This is a genomic window from Streptomyces sp. NPDC046716, assembly GCF_040645755.1.
Classification (GTDB): Bacteria; Actinomycetota; Actinomycetes; order Streptomycetales; family Streptomycetaceae; genus Streptomyces.
On the sequence record NZ_JBEYYU010000003.1, the window covers coordinates 1 to 20,382 of the forward strand.

Here is a 20,382-nt window from a genome sequence, read left to right on the forward strand (position 1 = left end):
CGCCTTGGCGTACGTACGGTCGGTCAGCCAGGAGCCCACGACGCTGTCGAGGTGGTCGGCGGCGACCTTCGGCGCGGGCACGGTGAAGGCGAGCCCGCCCCTGAGGCGTGCGCTGCGCGCAGCCTCCCCTGGACGAGCGAAGCTCGTTTCAGGGGCGCGGGGAACTGCGCGACCAGCCCCCACCGGCCGTCAGCCGACCGACGACCCCAAAGAACCCCGCCCCTCCCCGGACGCGAAGCGTCGATTTCGGGAAGGGGCGGGGTGGGGAAGAGATCAGCTCTTGGGCTGCGTCAGGTCGTAGAAGGTCGACGACCCCACGGTCACCTTCTCGAAGTGGGCCTCCACCCACTTCGTGATCTTCGACGCCGAGCCCGAGCTAGACCCGCTCATGCCCCCGATGAAGTAGTGGATCTCCCCATCGGCGACGTACTGCTTGAACCGGGCCAGCGTCGGCGACGGATCCGTACCGTTGAAGCCGCCGATCGCCATCACCGGATCACCGGTGGCGAGCTGGTAGCTGGCCTGGTTCTGGGAGCCGACCGTGGCCGCCACCCAGGTGTAGTCCCCGGCGTTCTCCTCCAGGAGCTTCTCGGCCTTGGAGCTGACCTCGGCACCGTTGAGCAGACCGCCCATACCGCCACCACCGGCACCGCCACCGCCCTCACCCATTCCGGGCATGCCACCCGTGGTGCCCTGCTTCTGGCCCTGCTTCTGGCTCTGACCGGGCATCCCGCCCCCGGGGAAACCACCCTGCTGGCTGCCCTTACCCGCACCACCGGTGGGAGGCTGCCCCATCTGACCACCCTGACCGCCCCCCTGACCGCCACCAGGACCACCGCCCTGACCGCCGCCACCAGGACCACCCTGGCCACCACCACCGCCGCCCCCACCGAACCCCATCGAACTGGCCCCCGAGGGACCGGCCGTGACGATCGACCCGGAGTGCCCGGTGTTCAGCGTGGAGACGGTGTACGCGGTCGGCCCGGCCAGCGACGCGGCCAGACCGAGCCCGGCCACGCCCAGCGCCAGCCGCCGGTTGAGCCGCCCGGCGAGGGCGAGCCCCAGCCCCGCCGCAAGACCGGCGATCAGCACGGCCCAGCGCAGCCACGGCAGATAGTCGGGCGTACGGCCGAGCAGCACGTACCCCCAGACGGCCGTGACGGCCACGGTCGCGCCCAGCGTCACGGACCAGGCGATCCGGGACCGCTCCTCCCACAGCACGGTGGCGCCCATGCCGACGACGGCCGCGAGGTAGGGGGCAAGGGCCACCGTGTAGTACTGGTGGAAGATGCCGGCCATGAGGCTGAAGACCAGCGCGGTGGTGACCAGCGAGCCGCCCCACGCGAGGAACGCGGCGCGCGCCGTGTCGGTCCGCTTCGCCCTCCAGGTCAGCACGATCCCGGCGACGAGCAGGATCAGCGCGGCGGGCAGCAGCCACGAGACCTGGCCGCCGATCTCGGAGTTGAACATCCGGGTGAGCCCGGTCTCGCCCCACTGCCCGGTGCCGGTGCCGCCACCGCCGCCGCCCACGGAGCCGGTCTCGTCGCCGCTGATCCGGCCGAGCCCGTTGTAGCCAAAGGTGAGTTCGAGGAACGAGTTGTTCTGGGAGCCGCCGATGTACGGGCGTGAGGAGGCGGGCCACAGTTCGACGATCGCCACCCACCAGCCCCCCGCGACGACCATCGCGAGCCCGGCGAGGGCCAGTTGGCCGAGCCGCCTGCGCAGCCGGGTCGGGCCGAAGACCCCGTAGAGCAGGGCCAGCGGCGGCAGGATCAGGAACGCCTGGAGCGTCTTGGCGAGGAAGGCGAGACCGACGGCCACGCCCGCCCAGACCAGCCACTTGGTGCGGCCCCGCTCCATGGCGCGCAGCACGCAGTAGACCGTGACGGTCATCAGCAGCGCGAGGATCGCGTCCGGGTTGTTGAACCGGAACATCAGCGCGGCGACCGGCACCGTCGCGAACACTGCCATCGTGATCAGGCCCGCGGCGGCGCTGAACCGGCGGCGCACGGCCGCGTACAGCACACCGGCCGTGGCCACGCCCATCAGCACCTCGGGGACGAGGATCGCCCACGAGTTCAGGCCGAAGAGGCGCACGGAGAGGGCCATCGGCCACAGGGCGGCCGGGGGCTTGTCGACGGTGATGGCGTTCGCCGCGTCGGACGAGCCGAAGAAGAACGCCTTCCAGCTCTCGCTGCCCGCCTGGACGGCCGCCGAGTAGAAGGAGTTGGCGTAGCCGGACGCGGAGAGGTTCCAGAGGTAGGCGAGGCCGATGAGGAGGAGCAGGCCGAGGAAGGCGGGGCGCACCCAGCGCGCGTCGCCCGGCCGTCCGCGCCACACCCGGGTGAGGAACCGGTCCCGGGGCCGGCCGTGGCCACCGCCGGGCTCACCCGGCGCGGGCGGTGGGCTCGTACTCGTACGCGAACCGGCGGCCGTCAGATCGGTGGTGGTCGTCATCGCTGGTCCCTGGGGTCGAGGCGGGAATCGTGCGGGCCGACCGCGGTCATCCGCGCGGTGGCGTCGTCCCAGGCCCGCGGAGCCTGAGGGGCGGGGGCGGTGGAGACGGTGGGCGCCGGGGTCTGTTCGGCGGGGAACACCCAGGCCCGGAAGAGCAGGAAGCGCAGCACGGTCGCGGCGAGGTTGGCGGCGATGAGCACGGCCAGTTCGGTCGCGTGCGCGGGTGCGCCGGTCGCGGCGTTCAGGGCGGCCAGCGAACCGCTGGTCAGCGCGAGGCCGATGCCGAACACGACGAGCCCCTGCGCCTGGTGGCGGACGGCCTTGTCGCGGCCGCGCACCCCGAAGGTGAGGCGCCGGTTGGCGGCGGTGTTGGCGAAGGCCGACACCAGCAGGGCGAGCGCGTTGGCGATCTGCGAGCCCGAGAACGTACGGAAGCCGGAGTACAGCAGCAGATAGAACAGCGTCGAGAGCGCGCCGACGACGCAGAACCCGACCAGCTGGCGCGCGAGCCCCTTGGGCACGCCCGGGAGCCGGCGGTCGCGCGGATCGTCGCCGAACGGGCGGGCGAGCCGGTCGAGCGGCAGGGAGCCGGAGGCGAGCGCCTTGCCCACCCGCCACACGCCCTTCAGGTCGTCGGTGGCCGTCTTCATGATGTGCACGGTCGAGTTCGGGTCGTCGACCCAGTCGACGGGCACCTCGTGGATCCGCAGCCCGGCCCGCTCGGCGAGCACCAGCATCTCGGTGTCGAAGAACCAGCCGGTGTCCTCGACCAGCGGCAGCAGCACCTGCGCGACATCGCGCCGGATCGCCTTGAAGCCACACTGCGCGTCGGAGAAACGCGCCTGGAGCGAGCCCCGCAGGATCATGTTGTAGGCCCGCGAGATGAACTCCCGCTTCGGGCCGCGCACCACGCGCGAGGAGCGGGAGAGCCGGGAGCCGATCGCCAGGTCCGAGTGGCCGGAGATGAGCGGGGCGACCAGCGGCAGCAGCGCGTTCAGGTCGGTGGACAGGTCCACGTCCATGTAGGCGAGGACCGGCGCGTCGGACGCCGACCACACGGTGCGCAGGGCGCGCCCGCGGCCCTTCTGCTCGAGCCGGAAGTAGCGGACGCCCTGCAGCTCGGCGGTGAGCCGGTGCGCCACCTGGGGGGTGGTGTCGGTGGAGGCGTTGTCCGCGATCGTGACGCGGAAGCGGTAGGGGAAGGTGCGGACCAGGTGGGCGTGGAGTCTGCGCACGCACTCACCGAGGTCCGTCTCCTCGTTGTAGACCGGAATGACGACGTCCAGCACGGGCACGTTGCCGAGGCCGCTGCCCACGGGCAGGTGCTCCCGCGCAGGCAGCGCGCCGAGGGACGCGGCGGTGGGGTCGATGCCCGGAGAAGAGTCGGTTCGCATGCCATTGACACTCGCCAACTCCGCTGTTAGCGCTGTGTGGTGGACCTTTGGGCTGCCTGTGAGTGCAACTGTGAGTCCGACTGTGCGTTCGGCAGTACGTTCCGCTGTCCGTGCGTGAAGAGCGCGTCGGCGCCCGCGGGCAGCGCGCTGACCGGCTCGTCGTAGGCCGGCAGGTGCACGGTGAACACGGTGCGGCCGGGCACGCTGTCCACGGTCACGGCTCCGCCGTGGGCGGCCGCGACCGCCTGCACGATGGCGAGCCCGAGCCCCGTGGATCCGGCCTTGCGCGACCGGGAGGAGTCCCCCCGGGCGAACCGTTCGAACACGTGCGGCAGCAGCTCCGCGGGGATGCCGGGACCGTCGTCCCGCACGTCGACGCAGACCCAGGGCCCGTGCCGGTGCACGCGCGCGGTGACGGTCGTGCCGGGCGGTGTGTGGGTCCGCGCGTTGGCGAGCAGATTCACGAGGACCTGCTGAAGGCGTGCGGAATCGGCGAGCACCAGGGCGGGCTCGTCGGGCAGTTCGAGCCGCCACTTGTGGTCCTGCCCGGCCGCGCGGGCGTCGCTCAGCACGTCGATGACCAGCGGGGACAGATCGGTCGGCTCGTACGAGAGCGGCCGCCCGGCGTCGAGCCGTGCGAGCAGCAGCAGGTCCTCGACCAGGCCCGTCATGCGGTGCGCCTCGGACTCGATCCGGCTGAGCGCGTGCCGGGTGTCGGGGCCGACGTCCTCGCGGCCGCGCCGGGTCAGCTCGGCGTACCCGCGGATGGAGGCCAGCGGCGTGCGCAGCTCATGGCTGGCGTCCGCGACGAACTGCCGGACCCGCATCTCGCTCTGCTGGCGGGAGTGCAGCGCGCCGTGGATGTGGTCGAGCATGCGGTTGAGCGCGGCCCCGACCTGGCCGACCTCGGTCCTGGGGTCGGCCTCGGCGTCGGGCACCCGCTCGTAGAGGGTGACCTCGCCGGTGTGCAGCGGGATTTCGGAGACGCGGGTGGCCGTGGCGGCGACCCGGCGCAGGGGGCGCAGGTTGACGCCGACCATCACGGCCCCGGCGATCCCCGCGGCGACGAGTCCGGCGAACGTGACCGACAGCTCGACGAGGATCAGGGTCTGCACGGTGTCCTGGACCTGGGTCGCGGGGATGCCCACGATGACCCAGTCGCCGTCCTGGGACTGCACCGTGGTCACCCGGTACGTCCCCAGACCCGTCAGATCGACACGGTAGGTCCTGCCGTCCCGGGACACCGCCGCGAGCTCGCTCTGCTGGGTGCCGGTGAGGTCCGCGGTGTTCGAACCACCGAGACCCCGTACCGATGTGGCGACCTCGCCGTCCTTGAGAATGGCGCCGACGGTGTTGTTCGGCGATCCGCCGCCGACCACCCAGCCCAGATCCTCATTGACGTTCTCCAGGTCGGGGGGCTTGATCTGCTGCTGCCCGACACGGCCCATGTCCCCCGGCCCCTTCGCACGCTTGGCGATCGAAGCGAGGTCGGAGTCCAGCCGCTCGTACAGCGAACTGCTCACCGCCACCGTGGTCACGGTCCCGATCACCGCGGCGACCACCGCGATCAGCGCTATCGCGGACACCACGAGCCGGGTCCGCAGCGTCCGCGGCCGGGTCCGCCAACGCTTCACGACACCGTCGTGGCGGCCGGCTTGATCAGATACCCGGCGCCCCGCCGCGTGTGGATCATCGGCTCGCGTCCGGCGTCGATCTTCCGCCGCAGGTAGGAGATGTACAGCTCGACGACGTTGGCCTGGCCGCCGAAGTCGTAGCTCCAGACGCGGTCCAGTATCTGCGCCTTGCTGAGCACGCGCCGCGGGTTGCGCATGAGGAAGCGCAGCAGCTCGAACTCGGTGGCGGTCAGATGGATGTTGGCACCGCCGCGCGACACCTCGTGGCTGTCCTCGTCGAGCATCAGGTCGCCCACGACCAGCACCGAATCGCTGCGCCGGTCGGCGGCGCCGGTGCGCCGGATCAGTCCGCGCAGCCGCGCGACGACCTCCTCCAGGCTGAACGGCTTCGTCACGTAGTCGTCGCCGCCCGCCGTCAGCCCGGCGATCCGGTCCTCGACGGCGTCCTTGGCGGTCAGGAAGAGGACCGGCACCTCCGGCAGCTCACGGCGGAGCCGGCCGAGGACGCTCAGTCCGTCCATGTCCGGCAGCATCATGTCGAGCACCACGGCGTCGGGCCGGAACTCCCGTGCGGTCTGCACGGCTCCGGCACCGTCGCCTGCGGTACGGATCTGCCAGCCTTCGTAGCGCAGCGCCATGGACAACAGCTCGGTGATCGACTGCTCGTCGTCCACGACAAGCACCCGGACGGGGCTCCCGTCCGGCCTCAGCAGTTCGGTACGCCCCTGGGGCGAGGTCGCGGTCATGTTGCAACCATGCGGCGGCCCTCTGAGAGCATCCTTTCGCCTACCTGTGAATACCCTGAGAAACGCACAGCCGCCTCTCAGGAACCGCGTTCGCCCAGGGGTCGGGCTATCGCGGGAACAGCTTCGCGCCGTTGTCGTGGCAGACGGCCCGCACCCACGGGGACCCGAGCCCGAGCCGCTCGATCGCCTCCAGCTGATGCACGTACGGGTACGGGATGTTGGGGAAGTCGCTGCCGAGCAGCACCCGGTCACCGAGATCGGCCAGCCGCCCCAGCTCCCGCTCGGGGAACGGCGCCCGCCGCTCGACGAAGTCCGTGAACGCCATCGTCGTGTCGAGCCGCACCCGCGGGTACCGCTCGGCCAGATCCAGGAACTCCGTGTACTCCGGCATCCCCATGTGCGCGACGACGAGCGGCAGCCGGGGGTGGCGCTCCAGCACCCGGGCCATCGGTTCGGGACCGGTGTGCTTCCCGGGCGCGGGCCCCGACCCGCAGTGCGTGACGACGGGCACCCCGGCCTCGGCCAGCAGGCCCCACACCGGGTCGAGCAGCGGGTCGGTGGGGTCGTACGCCCCGACCTGGACGTGCGCCTTGAAGATCCGCGTCCCGCCCTCGACGGCCCGCCGGACGTACTCCTCCGCCCCCGGCTCGGGGAAGAAGGTCGCGGTCCGCAGGCAGCCGTCGGTACGCCGCGCGAAATCCTCCGCCCACCCGTTCAGCCACTCGGCCATCCCGGCCTTGTGCGGATACAGCATCGAGGTGAAGGCGACGACCCCGAACTCCCGCATCCGCGCGACCCGCCGGTCCTCCTCCTCCCGGTACGTGATCGGCCACTCGCTCCCGACCAGCGGCCCGGCCGCGTCGAAGTACGCCCACACCTTGCGCAGCACGCGCTCGGGCATGAAGTGCGTGTGCACGTCGACGAGTCCGGGCAGCCCGTGCCGCGCGCGGAAGGCGGCGACGAGCTCCGCCTCGGGGCTACTCACGGACGAACCCGTGGCTGCGCTCGACCTTGGCGACATGCACCGTGTAGCTCTCGTACCACTCGGTCCGCCCCTGTCGCTGCGCGTCCCGGTGCGCGGTCACGGACCGCCACTCCTCGATGGCCGCGCCGTCCCGGAAGTACCCGACGGTGATCCCGAGCCCGCCCGGCGTCCGCGCGGACTCGTGCCCGAGATACCCGGGAACCTCCCGCACCAGCTCGTCCAGCCGGTCGGAGGTCTCCCCGTACCCCTGGTCCCCCGCGGTCCGCACGGAACTGAACACCACGACGTAGTACGGCGGTTCGAAGGCCGGCAGCGGCGCCCCGGGCGCCTCGGCGTGATCACTCATCCCCCCACAGTCGACCCGCTCCCTCCTCCCTGTCCACACCGGCTCCGGATCCGCGCACCGTCAGAACAGCCCGCTCTGCACGGCGGGCACCTCCCGCACCTCGACGCCCGTGCCCGCCTCCCCGTCACCGGACCCGGCCAAAGGCCACCCGGCCAGCACCCGCGTATCCACCACGAGCCGCCGCCCGCCGGCCTCGACGAGATGCAGATCGGGCCCGGCGGCGGCCACCACGCGCCCCGCCACCACGGCCCCTTCGCCGAGACCGCTCACCACGGCGTCGACCCTGTCCACTGCGCCGAGCCCGAAGACCTCCCCGTGCCCGACGACCGCGCAGGGCAGCCGCTCCAGCGACTCGGGCCACCCGTCGAGCCCCACCGCGATCCCGTGCGCCCGCCCCAGCTCGGCCCGCGCGTCCCCCGCCGCCGCACCGGCCCGGACGATCCGCTTGGTCCCGTACGGAATCCGGTCCGGCACCCCGAGCGCCACCCGCAGCAACTCCTCGGCCCGCCGCGCCGCCATGAGCGGCCCCTGCCCCAGCCAGGTGAACGCCACGGCCCCCTGCTCGAGCAGCCGGGCGCTCCCTCGGCCCACCCCCGTGATCCCGACCTTCACCAGTCCGTCCCCGAACCACGCCAGGTACACGTGGTACGGCCGCGGGTCGTCCGCGATCGTGTCGGCGGCCACGGACTGCGCCCGGTCGATCCCGGCGCACTCCGCGCACTGCGCCCGCGTCCCCCGCACCGGCACCTCGGCCCACCCCGGGCACACGCTGCGCCGCCCGCCGCGCCACACGCCCAGACACCGCCTGGGCCCCGCGACCCGGAACGCCACGCTCTCCCCGAACCGCACCGCGCTCTCCCGCTCGACACCTCCGTCCCCCGTCCACCCCATGCCCGGCCCGCCCCCGCGCCATCGCATCCCGGTGCACCACCACGTCATACGGCCAGGATGGCGCACCCCACTGACAATGCCGATGCCGCCGATTCTGAGTACGCCCTGAGTACGTACGCTCTGCCCGGGCGCGGCCGACGGCGCGAGACTCGGCCGTATGAAGAACGAACGCCTGCTCGCATCCCTCGTCCCGGCCGTCACGGCGATCGCCGCGTGGGCCGTCTGGCTCGGCTGGGACCAGCACCGCGACGTCCACCCCGACGGCTCGACGACCGGCCCGTACGCCGCCTGGCAGGTGATCGGCCTGGTCCTGACGCTGCTGGCCCCGGTCTGCTGGTCGGCCGCCCGCCACCACGTCGCGGCCACGGCCCTGGGCACCACCGCCGGCCTGACGGCGGCCGCCGCCTTCGACTGGTCGGACGACTCCAGCGGCCTGTTCATGGTCGGCGTCGTCCTGCTCGCCCTCGGCACCCTGGCCGCGACGGCGGCGGTCTCGGCCGTGGTCAGCACCGCCCGGCGCGGCACGGCCTGACCCGGTCCGAAGCCACTACGGTCGACAGTCCCGGGGATGTCGAGAACGTGCCATCGGCTCCGTCCCAGCCACAACCGGATCCGGATGAGGGAGACCAGCATGGCCATTCAGCGGATGGACAACGTCGGCATCGTCGTCGAGGACATGGACGCCGCCGTCGCCTACTTCGTGGAGCTCGGCATGGAGCTGGAGGGCAGGGCCGAGGTCAAGGGCCCCGTCGCCGACCGGTGCACCGGACTCGACGGCGTCCACTGCGACATCGCGATGCTCCGCACCCCGGACGGCCACAGCCGCCTCGAACTCTCGAAGTACCGCACACCCCGGGCGGCCCCCGAGCCGCGCGACCGCCCCCACAACATCCTGGGCACCCACCGCGTCATGTTCGCCGTCGACGACCTGGAAGCCACCGTCGCCCGCCTGCGCCCGCACGGCGCCGAAGTCCTGGGCGAGATCGCCCGCTTCGAGGACAGCTACCTGCTCTGCTACGTCCGCGGCCCGGAGGGCATCATCGTCGGCCTGGCCCAGCAACTGCGCTGACACACGCAGAAGGCCCCGGATCTCTCCGGGGCCTTCTGTCGGTGTGCACTCGGCAGGATTCGAACCTGCAACCTTCTGATCCGTAGGATCGGGCAGGCCGTTAGGCGGGGGCCTCGCTTTTCTCCCGGCTGATCGCTGATCGTCGTGATCAACAGCCTCTGTGTGCCGTCGTTGCCGTCAGGGTTGCCGTCAGTGGCACCGGCTCGCAGCCGTACGCGATCGCCGCGACGCCGAGCCTAGGCCGCCAAGGTAGTGGGCCTGGCTGTCCGCTCCAGTTCCTTAAAAATGACATTGAGGACTTCGAGTTCCTCACCGGTGAATAGGTCGTCGGGACCACCCGGAGCAAGATCGGCAAACGAGTCCTCGTAGAGGTCGCCCAGACTCAAGATTCCGCGCTTGGCCACCGTATCGATGATCAACGTCAGGAAGTCGATCTGGCGGGAGCTGAGCTGCTTACCCGAGCAGAAGACCTCGAACGCCTTCTGTGCGGCCTGTCGGTCCAGCCCGCACAGCCCGCGCACGAACAGGCCGAGGCCGCCGGAGGATCGCACCTCGTTGAGGTCCTCCGAGGAGGCGATAGCCTCTGCGAGGAAGATCTCCTCCAGGTCCGCAAGATCGAGTTCGGTGATCTGCTCGTTGAGACGCAGTTTGCGCACCACGGGCTGGTCCTCGTGGCGCAGGAGGTAGGCCCTGGCCTTCTGCTTAAAACGCTGCTCGTCCGTGCCCTGGGGCATCCCCCGGATCTCGGCCTCGGTGATGTCGCCGAGCGTGTCGACGAAGTCGGTGTAGACCACGTTTCGCTTGACCTTGGGGTCGGTGAGACGGGCGAGGCCGCGCATCCGGCGTCGCATGTCCTCCAGCATCGGGAGCGTCACGTCGTTCCACCACTCCTCGCCCGCTACCGCTTCGAGAAGCTCCATCTGTTCACCGACCACCCAGATGTTGGTCTTAGTGAGCAGGTTGGAAGCGATGTCCTGGATCTTCTCGCGCAGCTTGGCGAACTCTTTGCCGCCTTCCAGCGCGGCAAGCTGGAGACCGTACGCCAACAGATCGAACCGCTTCGCCTCCTCGCCCGTCTCCTCGTTGTCCGGGCAGTACTCGCTGGGCAGTCCGAGCAGGTGTTGACGGATCGTGGTGTCCGCCTCGTCGTCCACTCGGTGCCAGCTGCCGAAGTCGCTGAAGACCTCGATCTCCCGGCGGTGCGGGCGAACGAGGAAGTTGTCCAGGTTCATACCGGTGACGGTGTGGTGCAGCCGGTGGCTCAGCGACCAGCGGATCTCCGCCTCGGTGCCGATCGCATCGGGGCCGGCGTCCCGTGCCGGGTCGGGCTGCTGCCGCTTGTCCAGCACGCGCACGAGGTCGAGCTGGCGTTGGAGGAGCTTTTCTGTGAGGGTGACGGCCCTGCGCCCCTCCGACCGGTCGAGCTGACTGTTGAAGAAGTCGATGTTGCCGCAGAAGTCGAAGACGTAGAAGTTCTGCTTGCTGTGCTCGGGGTTGTCGAGGTCGGGGCCGTACAGGGCTGGGCGCAGACGGGTGCCGCGGCCGATCATTTGCCAGAACTTGGTCTTAGAGAAGACCGGTTTGGCGAAGACCAGGTTCACCACCTCGGGCACATCAATGCCGGTGTCGAGCATGTCGACGGAAATGGCGATGTCGGGGGCGTTCGGCGGGTTCTTCGGGTTGGAGAAGTCGTCGATGAGCGACTGGGCGTATGTCTCCTTGTACGTGATCACGCGCGCCGTGTGGCCAGCACCCTGCCGGTAGTTCTCGTTGTAACGCTCCTCGATGTACCGGGCGTGGTCGTTGTTCTTCGCGAAGATGATTGTCTTGCCGAGCCGGTCGCCGCCCTCGACGCGGTGGCCGCGCGTCATGAGCGTCTTCAGCATCTTGTCCACAGTGTTTTTGTTGAAGAGGACCTTGTTCATCTCGTGTCGGCCCACCGCATCCGGGATATCACCGTCCTCGGTCCACTCCTTGGCGTCCCACTCAGCCTTCTCCTCCTCCGAGAGGTCGGCGTAGCGGATGCCCTGCTCCATGAACTTCAGCGGCACCTTCACCGCCTTGGGGAGGACGAGGTAGCCCTCGGCGGCGGCTTCATGGAGATCGTAGGAGTCGGTCGGAACTCCGTCCTCCATTGCGAACAGCTTGTACGTGTTGTGGTCGATCTCGTCCTTGGGCGTGGCAGTCAGGCCGAGCAGCAACGAGTCGAAGTAGCGAAACAGCTCGCCGTACTTCGCGTACACGGAGCGGTGCGCCTCGTCGATGACGATCAGGTCGAAGTGGCCGGGCCCGAAGCGGCGGCGGCCCGCTTCGTCGATGACGTCGATCTGCTTCATCATCGTCTGGTAGGTGGAGAGGTAGACGCGGGCCGCAGCGGCCTTGTCGTCGAGGAGGCTGGCCGCGGGGGTGTTCGGCAGGTTCTCCTTGAACGCCTTCATGGCTTGGGTGACCAGCGCCTGCCGGTCGGCGAGGAAGAGCACTCGCTGTGCCCAGCCCGCCTTCATCAACTGGTCCACGAGGGCCACGGTGGTACGGGTCTTGCCGGTGCCGGTCGCCATGACAAGCAGCGCCTGACGGCCCCGGTCCCGCTCGAAAGTCTCGCCCACCCGCTTAATCGCGCGGAGCTGGTAGGGGCGGCCAGCGATCTTCTCGTTCACCGGTGTAGACGTGAGGGAGAGGCGTCCGGCGCGCTGGCGGATGTGCCAGTGCAATTCGTCCTTGGTGAAGAAGCCCTGCACCTGGCGGGGCGGGTAGCCGAGGCTGTCGTCCCAGAGGTAGGTCTGGTACCCATTGGTGTAGAAGATCATCGGGCGGCGGTTGAACTGTGCTTCGAGCGCGTCGGCGTACAGCTTCGCCTGCTGCTGCCCATCACGGGCGTCCCGCTGGGTCTTCTTGGCCTCGACGACGGCGAGGGGCTTGCCGTCATCGCCCCAGAGCACGTAGTCGGCGTACCCCTTGCCTGTCTTGGTGGGCATCCCGGTCGCTATCGGGTACTCGGTGTCCTGGCCCGGGATAAGAAGGTCCCAGCCCGCTTCCTTGAGGAGCAGGTCGATGAAGGCGTCGCGGGTCGCCTTCTCGTCGTAGTCGTGGGTGTCCTGTACGGCCTGGTTGGCGACCTTGGCGGCGGCGATCTGCTTCTTGAGCTCTTCGAGCTGTCGGGCAAGGTCCGCGTTCTGGGCGCGCTCGGCAGCCAGCTCCTCCGCCTGCTGCTTGAAGCGCGCCTCGTCCTCCGCCTCCCTTGCCTTGAGTTCGGCCTGCTTCAGCGCGCGGGCTTGCGGGGAGAGGGGGCGCGGTACGGCGCTGGTGTCGAACTCCAGCCCGGCGGGTGGCAGAGCCGAAGCCTGGCGGGTATAGGTACGGGCGAACCAGTAGAGGGAGTGGAACAGCTCCTTGACGCCGGCCTCGGCGACGGTCTTCGGGACTGGGGCGGCCTTGTGCACGGCGTTGTTGCCGTGGCGGCGGATGAGGTCCATCTTGGCGTTGACCGTCGGCCCGACGAGCTGCCGGAAGCTTGGCTCGTGGAGCATCGCCGCGAGATCCTTTTTGTAGGGCTCGCTAAGGGTGCTGTCCTTGTCGTACATCCAGCGGGCGGTGATCTCGATGGCGCGACGGGCATAGAAGCAGGCGGCACGGGGATCGTGGTGGATCAACCGCTCGGCGCGGGACGCCTCGTCGTAGACGGCGGGCCACTCCGTGCGTAGGAAGGCGAAGTTGCCGCCTACGGTACGGCTGGTGCTCTCCGTCGTGGCGCGCTCCGCGCTTTGGCCGTGGTCGGTCTCGCTCTGACCGTGCCTGTTCTGGCTGCTCTGGCCGTTCTGATCGCTACCCATGGCGGTGCGGTGCCCCTCTCCCCTGCGGCGTCGGCCTCGCACAGGCCCGAGGCGTCATCCCGGTCCCCTACGAGGCCGACGCATCCGTTCGTCTCTATGCAGAACCACCCGAGGTCCAGGCTCCCCTGCCCGGCCGCACGGGCGGCGTGTGGTGCTGGTGGTGCGGTCAGTGCTGTGCACCGGGTACGGCGGGGCGGTTACACGGCCTCGCCGAGGGCTTCATGATCCCAGAGGGTGTCGGAGAAGGCACGGTGCTGGAGGGAGCTGAAGAGTTCGTCGAGGGTTGCCAGGTGAGCACGGTTGGCGCCCTTGAAAGCTTCAATAGCCTGTACACGCTCCGAAAAAACTTGGATCATTCGCTCACCCGGGTAGGGAACGTCCAGATTACGAAGGACAGCAAGATTGATGTTCTTCTGCGCGAATTCAGAGGCGGAGGCCTCCAACGTCCTCTGGAGGAACGACAGCCATGCTTGAATAAACGCGACTCGCGCCGGACTTGCAGCAAATCCCACGACACTGTCAGGAAAACACGCGTCGAAAGCCAAAATGCCCGTCTTGGCAATGTTTGCTGCAATAGTGATACACAAGGTTCCCGCAGGCCAGAGCTTGCTCTGCCTGAGACCCATTTCGGAATAGGTGGAAGTGAATTCGGTAATGTATCCGCCCGAGCCAGCAACGTCTCCCGTCTGAATCAGAGGGATTTCTCCACCCAATAGGGCTGGATCATTTCGGGGGCGATGTTTGGAGACGCCTCGATCAAGACTTCCCATTTCCCCGAGCTTCCGCGTGGGCCAGCCTTTCGAGTTGACCATTGGATCACCGAACATGTCGAGGAAGATGGACTGAGCGAGGTAGCTAATGAGAGCGATGGCCTCGCGGCGCTTGGCGCGCAGGGTGTCCACTTGGTCGAGTGCAGCGGCGATGCGTTCCTGCGCTTCGAGGGATGGTAGTGGGACTGGTAGTGCGAGGAAGACATCTCTCGGCAGCGAGCGTCGACGTGCGGTACTCCCCTGCAACTTTGCTGCGTAATAACTCAAAGCTCGTGGTGAACGCAGGAATCGCTCCAGGAAATTATGCGATACCGAATCCGGGTACACCAGATCCCAAATTTCGTAAGCAGGGCTTACGATCGCCGAATCGTAGAGCCGCTGAAAGGAGAGCACTCCTTCATCGATCGGAAATCCGACAACGAGCTGGCCACGGTCAACGACTCGATACGCGGAAGTATCAGAAGAGGCTACACGCTTTTTGAACTTGTCCGCCTGATCGACAAGCCCGCCTCGCATAGTCATGGACAGGATGGGGAGTTCTTTCACTCCTGCCCGCCGCAAGGCTGCGGGCTTGATGATGTCACCCAAAAGCGTATCCGTACTGCTCACGCCAGCAGTCCCTTCAGTTCAGACACACCCTTGGCAATCTCCTCATTAATCACTTCCAGGTCAGCAAGGATTTCTCCTGGAGTCCTTGTTTTGATCTCCTCGTGCACTACCGCCTTGTATCGATTGATACTCAAGTCATATCCCTGAGTAACGATCTCTGCCTTGGGCACGCAGAAGCTCTGATCTGTACGTTCCCGATCACGTTCGGAGCCATCCCGCTCGAACCAGCGCGCCAATACATCCGGCAAGTTGTTCTTCGTGTGCTCAGTCTCTGTCAGCGGCCCAGCCGTCGGCCGCACCGTGAGCCGATCGCCACCGACCAGCGGAGCACGCTTGTCATCAAGGCTGAGACCATCTGCCTGCAGGTCATAGAACCAAACGTGGTCCGTGCCGCCAGAGTCAGTCTTCGTGAAGAACAGGATCGCCGTAGAAACACCCGCGTACGGCTTGAACACGCCGCTCGGGAGCTTAACCACCGCTTGGAGCTGCTGGTCCTCCACCAGGATTCGGCGCAGCTCTTTGTGCGCTTTTGTTGGGCCGAACAGCACGCCGTCCGGGACGATGACGGCAGCCCGGCCACCCGGCTTCAGGAGTCGCAAGAACAGGGCCAAAAACAGCAGTTCCGTCTTCTTCGTCTTAACGATGCGCTGTAGGTCCACCGCCGTGGATTCATAGTCCAGGCTTCCCGCGAAGGGAGGGTTCGCAAGGATCAGGGAATAGCGCTCGGCCTCGCCGGCAGCGTTTTCCGCGAGCGAGTCGCGGTAACGGATGTCCGGGTTCTCGATGCCGTGCAGCAGCATGTTCATCGAGCCGATGCGGAGCATCGTGGAGTCGAAGTCGAATCCGTGGAACATCGACTCGTTGAAGTGCTTGCGCTGCTCCACCCCGAGCAGAGCGTCGCGGTGCACCCGCTGCACGTATGACGCCGCCTGTACAAGGAATCCCGCCGTGCCGCACGCTGGGTCGCAGATCTCATCGCGCGGGCCGGGCCGAGTCATCTCGACCATCAGGTCGATGATGTGACGGGGCGTGCGGAACTGGCCGTTCTGACCGGATGCGGCAATCTTCGCGAGCAGGTACTCGTAGATGTCGCCCTTGGTGTCGCTGCTGTCCATGGAAATGTCGTCGAGCAGGTCGACGACCTTCGCCAGAAGGTTGGGCCCTGGAATCGTGAAGCGGGCGTCCTTCATGTGGTGGGAGTAGGTCGATTCGCCCCCGCCCATGCGACGCAGATACGGGAAGACGCCGTCGGCGACTAGCCCATACATGATCTCGGGATCCTTGACCTTGAAGTTCTGCCAGCGGAGATCCTGCTGATCGTCCGAGAAGAAGGGGGCCGGGTCGGGCTTGCCCGTTACCGTCGCCTTGCGGTCCTTGCGGCTCTGAATCTCGTCCAGCCGCTTGATGAAGAGCAGGTACGTGATCTGCTCCATCACCTCCAGCGGATTGGAGATACCACCCGACCAGAACGCGTCCCAGACGCGCCCCACTTTGCTCTTCAGTTCGCCCGTAATCACATGAGGGATCCTACGGCCCCCGAGCCCCGCGCTACCCAGCTTCGACAAGCCCAAGACTCCACCACCTTACGTCTCAGACGTTGGCCTCCACGCACACCGACTCCCTGACCCACCATCCCGTAGCTTCGCCATCCTGCCGTCCGCCTAGGCAGCGTTCCCCGGCCTCACCCGCCAAGGTTGGCTGAAACTCATACCACCTAACGTACCCTCGGCTTGACCGACCGTAGTCAGTCTCGACAGGATCGGTCCCAGCAAGCAAAACATCGCGCATATAGCTGCGCAGACCCTGTGGCCGTCCCTTCGAGGGCGGCCACAGACGTGTTTCGGGAGATTCGGTGCATCTGTGCTACATCGACGAGGCGGGCAACGGGCAGACGCTCGATCCTGCGAGACCTGATGCTCCTCCGGTCCTTGTCGTCGGTGGATTCACCGTGCCCCGGGCTCAGGTCAAGTCCCTCACCTGGGCCTTTCTCGACGTCAAGAAGCACTATCGGCCGCAGATACGCAACGCGGACCAGCTCTCCGAGGTGATCCAGCACGAGATCAAGGGCTCGGACGTACGCAAAAACCTCCGTGTCGGCAACCACAGCTGGCGACGTGCGGCCATGGAGCTGGTCGCTTCGTTGCTCGACACATTGGAATCCCACGAAGCCCGCATCCTCGCCCGTGTATGGGTCAAAGAGGAAGGGCTGGCATTCGACGAATCCGGAGTGTATCCGGCCTCCGTCGCCGCGCTGAACGAGACCTTCCAGGCTCAGCTCGCCCACGAGCACTCACGCGGGATGATGATCCTTGACAGCCGCACGAAGGTGAAGAACGCGCCCAATGTGCACTGCGTGACCACCCGCAAGTACCGCACGGGCGGTGACAGTCTCCGCGGGGTTATCGAGTCGCCGGTCTTCGGCCACAGCGACACCCACACGCTTCTTCAGCTCGCGGATCTCGTGGTGTCCTCGTTGCTGTTCCCCATCGCGTGCCACGCCTACCTGAGCGACGTGACGTGGAACGTGCACTGTGACGACGCTTATCGGCCATTGCGGGAGCAGTTCGGGCGACGGTTGAAGAAGCTGCAGTTCCGGTACCAGGACCCCATGGGGAAATGGCGAGGCGGGATCGTCGTGTCCGACCGGCGGACGCAGCAGCCGTCCAGCCTGATGTTCGGACCTAAGAAGACGGTCACCGTGCCTGATACTGCGATCCCCGGACAGCCGGAAGCTCCGGCCCCCGAACGACGCGAGACCGAGCCGGATGGCGGTTTGCCGCCTCTCTCATAATGGGACGCTAGGTTTCCCAGCCCACGACGGCCCCCGCTTCTCTCCTCAAGCGGGTGCCGCGAGCGCAGTCAGCCGAGATAAGGCTGCTCACGCTGCTGCAGGAAGTGACGGATCCGAAGCCGCTGCGTGTGGTGCATCGGCAGCTGATCGATCTCCTCCGAATCGATGAACCGCAGCTCTGTGGACTCGTCCGAAATCGCGAGTTCACCGCCGATTACGCGGGCGGTGAAGCAGACGTTGAACTGTCGCCGGACCTCGCCGTCCGTGTACTCGATGATGTGCTTAGGGTCGGTGTACGTACCGACCAACCCTGTGATCTCAACGTCCAGGCCAGTCTCTTCCTTGACCTCGCGGACCGCCGTGCCTGGCAAGGAATCAGTCAGATCCATACCGCCTCCCGGCAGCGCCCACAGATCGTTGTCCCGCCGGCGCTGCAGCAGGATGCGCCCCTGTTCGTCAGTGACGACCGCTGAGGCAGCGACGACCATGCTGTTCGGCTTGGGTGCGTTCGGGTCGTCGTAGTACTCGGTCCGCGCCATGGTCACTCCTCTTGCTGTACCGGCTCCGCCGTCGCCCACACCGCGTCGAAGCTCTGCCCGTAGGTGTCGAACATGCCGCCTTCCCCGTTGCGACGGAGATGCCACACCGGGGCACCGTAGGCGTTCACTCCCCAGACGTGAGCGTTGATCAGCATCTGATCATCGGCGCGGTACAAGGAGTTGTAGAGCGTCGTTCCGTGGGTCCTTATCTCGATGCCGGGTACGCCGACCAGAGGGCGGTAGTGCATCAGCGCCAGTCGGCACCGGGACTCGATGCCGTGGCCGAACCGTTCCTCCTGGCCGCGTGCCTGGACGTTCGAACTGTCGGCATCTCCTATCGCGATGCGAACGGAGCAGCCTTCGGCAGCACGCTCGCGAAGCAGATCGTTGAGCCGGGGGTACGCCTCGTGGAGGAAGACGGCCGCGTACACCAACACGTCGATGTGCTCACGGGCCTGCGTCATCATGTCCACGAACGTGGATACAGGGAGGTCGGCACGTTGCTCGTAGAGGGCGACGAGCTCCGGGCTGATAGATCGGGCGGCGCGAGCCTGCCGCAGTGCCGGCCATAGTGCGTGCACGTCTTCTCCTAGGGCTTCAGCCGCCTCCAAGGCTGTGGCACGGCGCGGCGTACGGCCCAGATTCACCCATCGCTCCACCGACTTGGGATCGACCTCAACTGCCTTTGCTAGGGCGGCGTACGTCCAGCCTCCGGCCGCCATGACGGCACGTAGTCTCTCGTTCTGCATGAGTCTCCCCCTGGCGGTTGGGACGGCACTAGGGACGTTCTACCCGACGCAGGACGTCCCGAAGTGGGGTTTGGGGGTTGTTCCTAGGTCCTGTCAGTCGACCTGATGCTTCTCCGCATGGACACGGACGGATACGGACCGCTTACGGGTGATGCGGCTCTCCGGATCGGACGGTTCGTCCCATCTGCGAGTAGGAGGCACAAGTGGTCGACAAGGCGGCCCAACCGACGGTCGGCACCCTCGTGGTGGATGAACGCACCGACAAGGCCGGCATCGTCATGGGCCACGAGGGCCCGTACGTGCAACTGCGCCCGCCGCGGGGCGGCATGGAATGGGATGCCCCGCCCGAGGCACTCCGTGAGCCCACCCAAGCCGAAGGGCTGAGCGCGAAGGTGTTCCTGGCCAACGAAGTGTCATGGGGGAACAACCGGTGGGAAATGTGAGCCCTCGGGCCATACAGCGGCTTGAGACGTGGACTCTCGAACCCGATCGAGAGCCAGACGCCGAACCCACGACGTACGCCATGCAGTGTGCAGTGGACGGCGAGAAGTCACCGACCTGCGAGGACTTCATCGAGCCCCAAGACTGGGTCCTCAAGCATTGCGGCAAGAACCCCTCTCACCACACCTATCGCGAGATCATCACTCGGCCGTGGCGATCCTGGATGAGCGCATGATGCGCCGAACGATCAACCGGCTGGGGCAGTTCACGGGCCCGCTACTGATCATCATGATCTCCGGATCAAGCGGTGTAGTCATCGGCGTCGCTCTGGCATCCAGAGCTTCGTCGTTCTGAACCCCCGTCCCCATCGACTGAAGCCGATCAACGTGGTTCCCCACGTTCTACGGGCTCGGTGGGGACGGGTCCACACCTGCATCCGGCCCGTCCGGAGCGCGCAGTCTCCGCTCTCGCCGCGAGCGAAGGCACCTTGAGCAAGAGACCGGACCACCCTGAGCCTGGACAGCATTCCGGGTGGTCCGGTCGCGGACGCCCTGATCAGGACCCCGGTGCCCGCCGCATCCCGGTCGACAGCCTCCGCGCGTACATGCGCGACCGACTGGAGGGCGCTGCCTGATGGCCAAGCGACGCGTCAGCGGCGAAGGAACCATCGCGAAGGGGAGGGACGGTCGCTACCAGGCCGCCGCCTACGTCTACCGCCCAGACGAAGGTCGCGAGCCGCGTCACCGACCCCCGGAGCCCGAACCGGATGCTCACCGTCCTGTGCCGGGACTGATCCGCTGGGGGATCAGAACGCGGAGACTGCCTGAACAGCGACGACCACGAGGCAGGCAACCCCGAGCACTCCAGCGAGCACCCTCAGGACATCGGGAGTGAACCGCGGGTCGATGCCACCGCCCGGGGAGCGTGCGGCCATCAGGTCGTAGAACTTCAGCGCGATGTTCCGGTAGTCCAGCGCGATCACGATCGCGCCCACCCCCACGACGAGCCACCACACGAGCCGAAGCCGGTGATCCACAGGTCCCCTCCCCTGAAGGCCACAACCGGAGCCTGACGGGGACGTTGATGTCACCCGCTGATGTCAAAGGCCCCGCCGGGCGAACCGGCGGGGCC

At 67.5% G+C, this 20,382-nt stretch carries 19 protein-coding genes and 1 pseudogene; 6 read left to right on the forward strand and 14 right to left on the reverse strand.

The genetic code is table 11. From position 1 onward, the window contains the following. The 8 genes and pseudogenes from ABZ930_RS02890 to ABZ930_RS02925 form a co-directional block, all read right to left on the reverse strand. Positions 1–183, reverse strand: a pseudogene (locus ABZ930_RS02890) (hypothetical protein); the annotation flags it as partial. A 90-nt stretch (positions 184–273) separates the two neighbouring features. Further along, positions 274–2,457, reverse strand: a complete 2,184-nt coding sequence (locus ABZ930_RS02895; RefSeq protein ID WP_361540402.1) for a glycosyltransferase family 39 protein — start codon at positions 2,455–2,457, stop codon at positions 274–276. Beyond that, positions 2,454–3,851 (reverse strand): bifunctional glycosyltransferase family 2/GtrA family protein, encoded by a 1,398-nt coding sequence (locus ABZ930_RS02900; protein WP_361540405.1) that lies wholly within the window; start codon positions 3,849–3,851, stop codon positions 2,454–2,456. The genes ABZ930_RS02895 and ABZ930_RS02900 overlap by 4 nt, the downstream gene beginning before the upstream one ends. A gap of 26 nt (positions 3,852–3,877) precedes the next feature. Next, positions 3,878–5,485 carry a HAMP domain-containing sensor histidine kinase gene (locus tag ABZ930_RS02905; protein ID WP_361540408.1) on the reverse strand — a complete coding sequence of 536 codons (1,608 nt, stop codon included), beginning with the start codon at positions 5,483–5,485 and terminating at the stop codon, positions 3,878–3,880. Continuing rightward, entirely contained in the window at positions 5,482–6,231 is a 750-nt protein-coding gene (locus ABZ930_RS02910; RefSeq protein ID WP_361540411.1) for a response regulator transcription factor, read from the reverse strand. The genes ABZ930_RS02905 and ABZ930_RS02910 overlap by 4 nt, the downstream gene beginning before the upstream one ends. A 106-nt stretch (positions 6,232–6,337) precedes the next feature. Next, positions 6,338–7,216, reverse strand: coding sequence for an amidohydrolase family protein (locus ABZ930_RS02915; RefSeq protein WP_361540414.1), 879 nt, complete (start codon positions 7,214–7,216; stop codon positions 6,338–6,340). Then, positions 7,209–7,562 carry an antibiotic biosynthesis monooxygenase gene (locus tag ABZ930_RS02920; protein WP_361540417.1) on the reverse strand — a complete coding sequence of 118 codons (354 nt, stop codon included), beginning with the start codon at positions 7,560–7,562 and terminating at the stop codon, positions 7,209–7,211. The genes ABZ930_RS02915 and ABZ930_RS02920 overlap by 8 nt, the downstream gene beginning before the upstream one ends. A 60-nt stretch (positions 7,563–7,622) precedes the next feature. Further along, entirely contained in the window at positions 7,623–8,453 is an 831-nt protein-coding gene (locus tag ABZ930_RS02925; protein WP_361540420.1) for a DUF2797 domain-containing protein, read from the reverse strand. Between the two features lie 157 nt (positions 8,454–8,610). Here ABZ930_RS02925 and ABZ930_RS02930 point away from each other — a divergent pair, with 157 nt between their 5' ends. Together ABZ930_RS02930 and ABZ930_RS02935 are read left to right on the forward strand one after the other, a co-directional pair. Beyond that, the gene (locus ABZ930_RS02930) at positions 8,611–8,985 is read left to right on the forward strand and encodes a hypothetical protein (RefSeq protein WP_361540423.1); all 375 of its coding nucleotides are present in this window, start codon (positions 8,611–8,613) and stop codon (positions 8,983–8,985) included. A gap of 99 nt (positions 8,986–9,084) precedes the next feature. Next, entirely contained in the window at positions 9,085–9,522 is a 438-nt protein-coding gene (locus ABZ930_RS02935) for a VOC family protein (RefSeq protein WP_361540426.1), read from the forward strand. 236 nt (positions 9,523–9,758) lie between these two features. On the opposite strand, the gene ABZ930_RS02940 is transcribed toward ABZ930_RS02935, so the two are convergent. The 3 genes from ABZ930_RS02940 to ABZ930_RS02950 form a co-directional block, all read right to left on the reverse strand. Further along, the gene (locus ABZ930_RS02940) at positions 9,759–13,352 is read right to left on the reverse strand and encodes a DEAD/DEAH box helicase family protein (protein ID WP_361540429.1); all 3,594 of its coding nucleotides are present in this window, start codon (positions 13,350–13,352) and stop codon (positions 9,759–9,761) included. A 197-nt stretch (positions 13,353–13,549) separates the two neighbouring features. Beyond that, positions 13,550–14,731: a restriction endonuclease subunit S gene (locus ABZ930_RS02945; RefSeq protein WP_361540432.1), complete on the reverse strand. Its 1,182-nt coding sequence runs from the start codon at positions 14,729–14,731 to the stop codon at positions 13,550–13,552. Further along, on the reverse strand, positions 14,728–16,248 hold the full coding sequence (locus tag ABZ930_RS02950; RefSeq protein ID WP_361540435.1) for a class I SAM-dependent DNA methyltransferase: 1,521 nt from the start codon (positions 16,246–16,248) through the stop codon (positions 14,728–14,730). The genes ABZ930_RS02945 and ABZ930_RS02950 overlap by 4 nt, the downstream gene beginning before the upstream one ends. 335 nt (positions 16,249–16,583) lie before the next feature. Here ABZ930_RS02950 and ABZ930_RS02955 point away from each other — a divergent pair, with 335 nt between their 5' ends. Next, positions 16,584–17,522, forward strand: a complete 939-nt coding sequence (locus ABZ930_RS02955; RefSeq protein ID WP_361540438.1) for a DUF3800 domain-containing protein — start codon at positions 16,584–16,586, stop codon at positions 17,520–17,522. 68 nt (positions 17,523–17,590) lie between these two features. On the opposite strand, the gene ABZ930_RS02960 is transcribed toward ABZ930_RS02955, so the two are convergent. Further along, on the reverse strand, positions 17,591–18,061 hold the full coding sequence (locus ABZ930_RS02960; RefSeq protein WP_361540441.1) for an NUDIX domain-containing protein: 471 nt from the start codon (positions 18,059–18,061) through the stop codon (positions 17,591–17,593). 2 nt (positions 18,062–18,063) lie between these two features. Next, the gene (locus ABZ930_RS02965; protein ID WP_361540444.1) at positions 18,064–18,810 is read right to left on the reverse strand and encodes an XRE family transcriptional regulator; all 747 of its coding nucleotides are present in this window, start codon (positions 18,808–18,810) and stop codon (positions 18,064–18,066) included. Positions 18,811–19,013: 203 nt separating this feature from the next. On the opposite strand from ABZ930_RS02965, the gene ABZ930_RS02970 reads away from it, so the two are divergent. From ABZ930_RS02970 to ABZ930_RS02980, 3 genes are read left to right on the forward strand one after another with little or no spacing between them, the layout of a single operon-like run. Then, entirely contained in the window at positions 19,014–19,253 is a 240-nt protein-coding gene (locus ABZ930_RS02970) for a hypothetical protein (protein WP_361541022.1), read from the forward strand. Continuing rightward, positions 19,241–19,486 (forward strand): hypothetical protein, encoded by a 246-nt coding sequence (locus ABZ930_RS02975; protein ID WP_361540447.1) that lies wholly within the window; start codon positions 19,241–19,243, stop codon positions 19,484–19,486. Before ABZ930_RS02970 ends, ABZ930_RS02975 begins: the two co-directional genes overlap by 13 nt. Continuing rightward, positions 19,462–19,605 carry a hypothetical protein gene (locus ABZ930_RS02980; protein WP_361541025.1) on the forward strand — a complete coding sequence of 48 codons (144 nt, stop codon included), beginning with the start codon at positions 19,462–19,464 and terminating at the stop codon, positions 19,603–19,605. Before ABZ930_RS02975 ends, ABZ930_RS02980 begins: the two co-directional genes overlap by 25 nt. Positions 19,606–20,056: 451 nt before the next feature. On the opposite strand, the gene ABZ930_RS02985 is transcribed toward ABZ930_RS02980, so the two are convergent. After that, positions 20,057–20,287: a hypothetical protein gene (locus tag ABZ930_RS02985; RefSeq protein ID WP_361540450.1), complete on the reverse strand. Its 231-nt coding sequence runs from the start codon at positions 20,285–20,287 to the stop codon at positions 20,057–20,059. Positions 20,288–20,382: the final 95 nt, after the last annotated feature.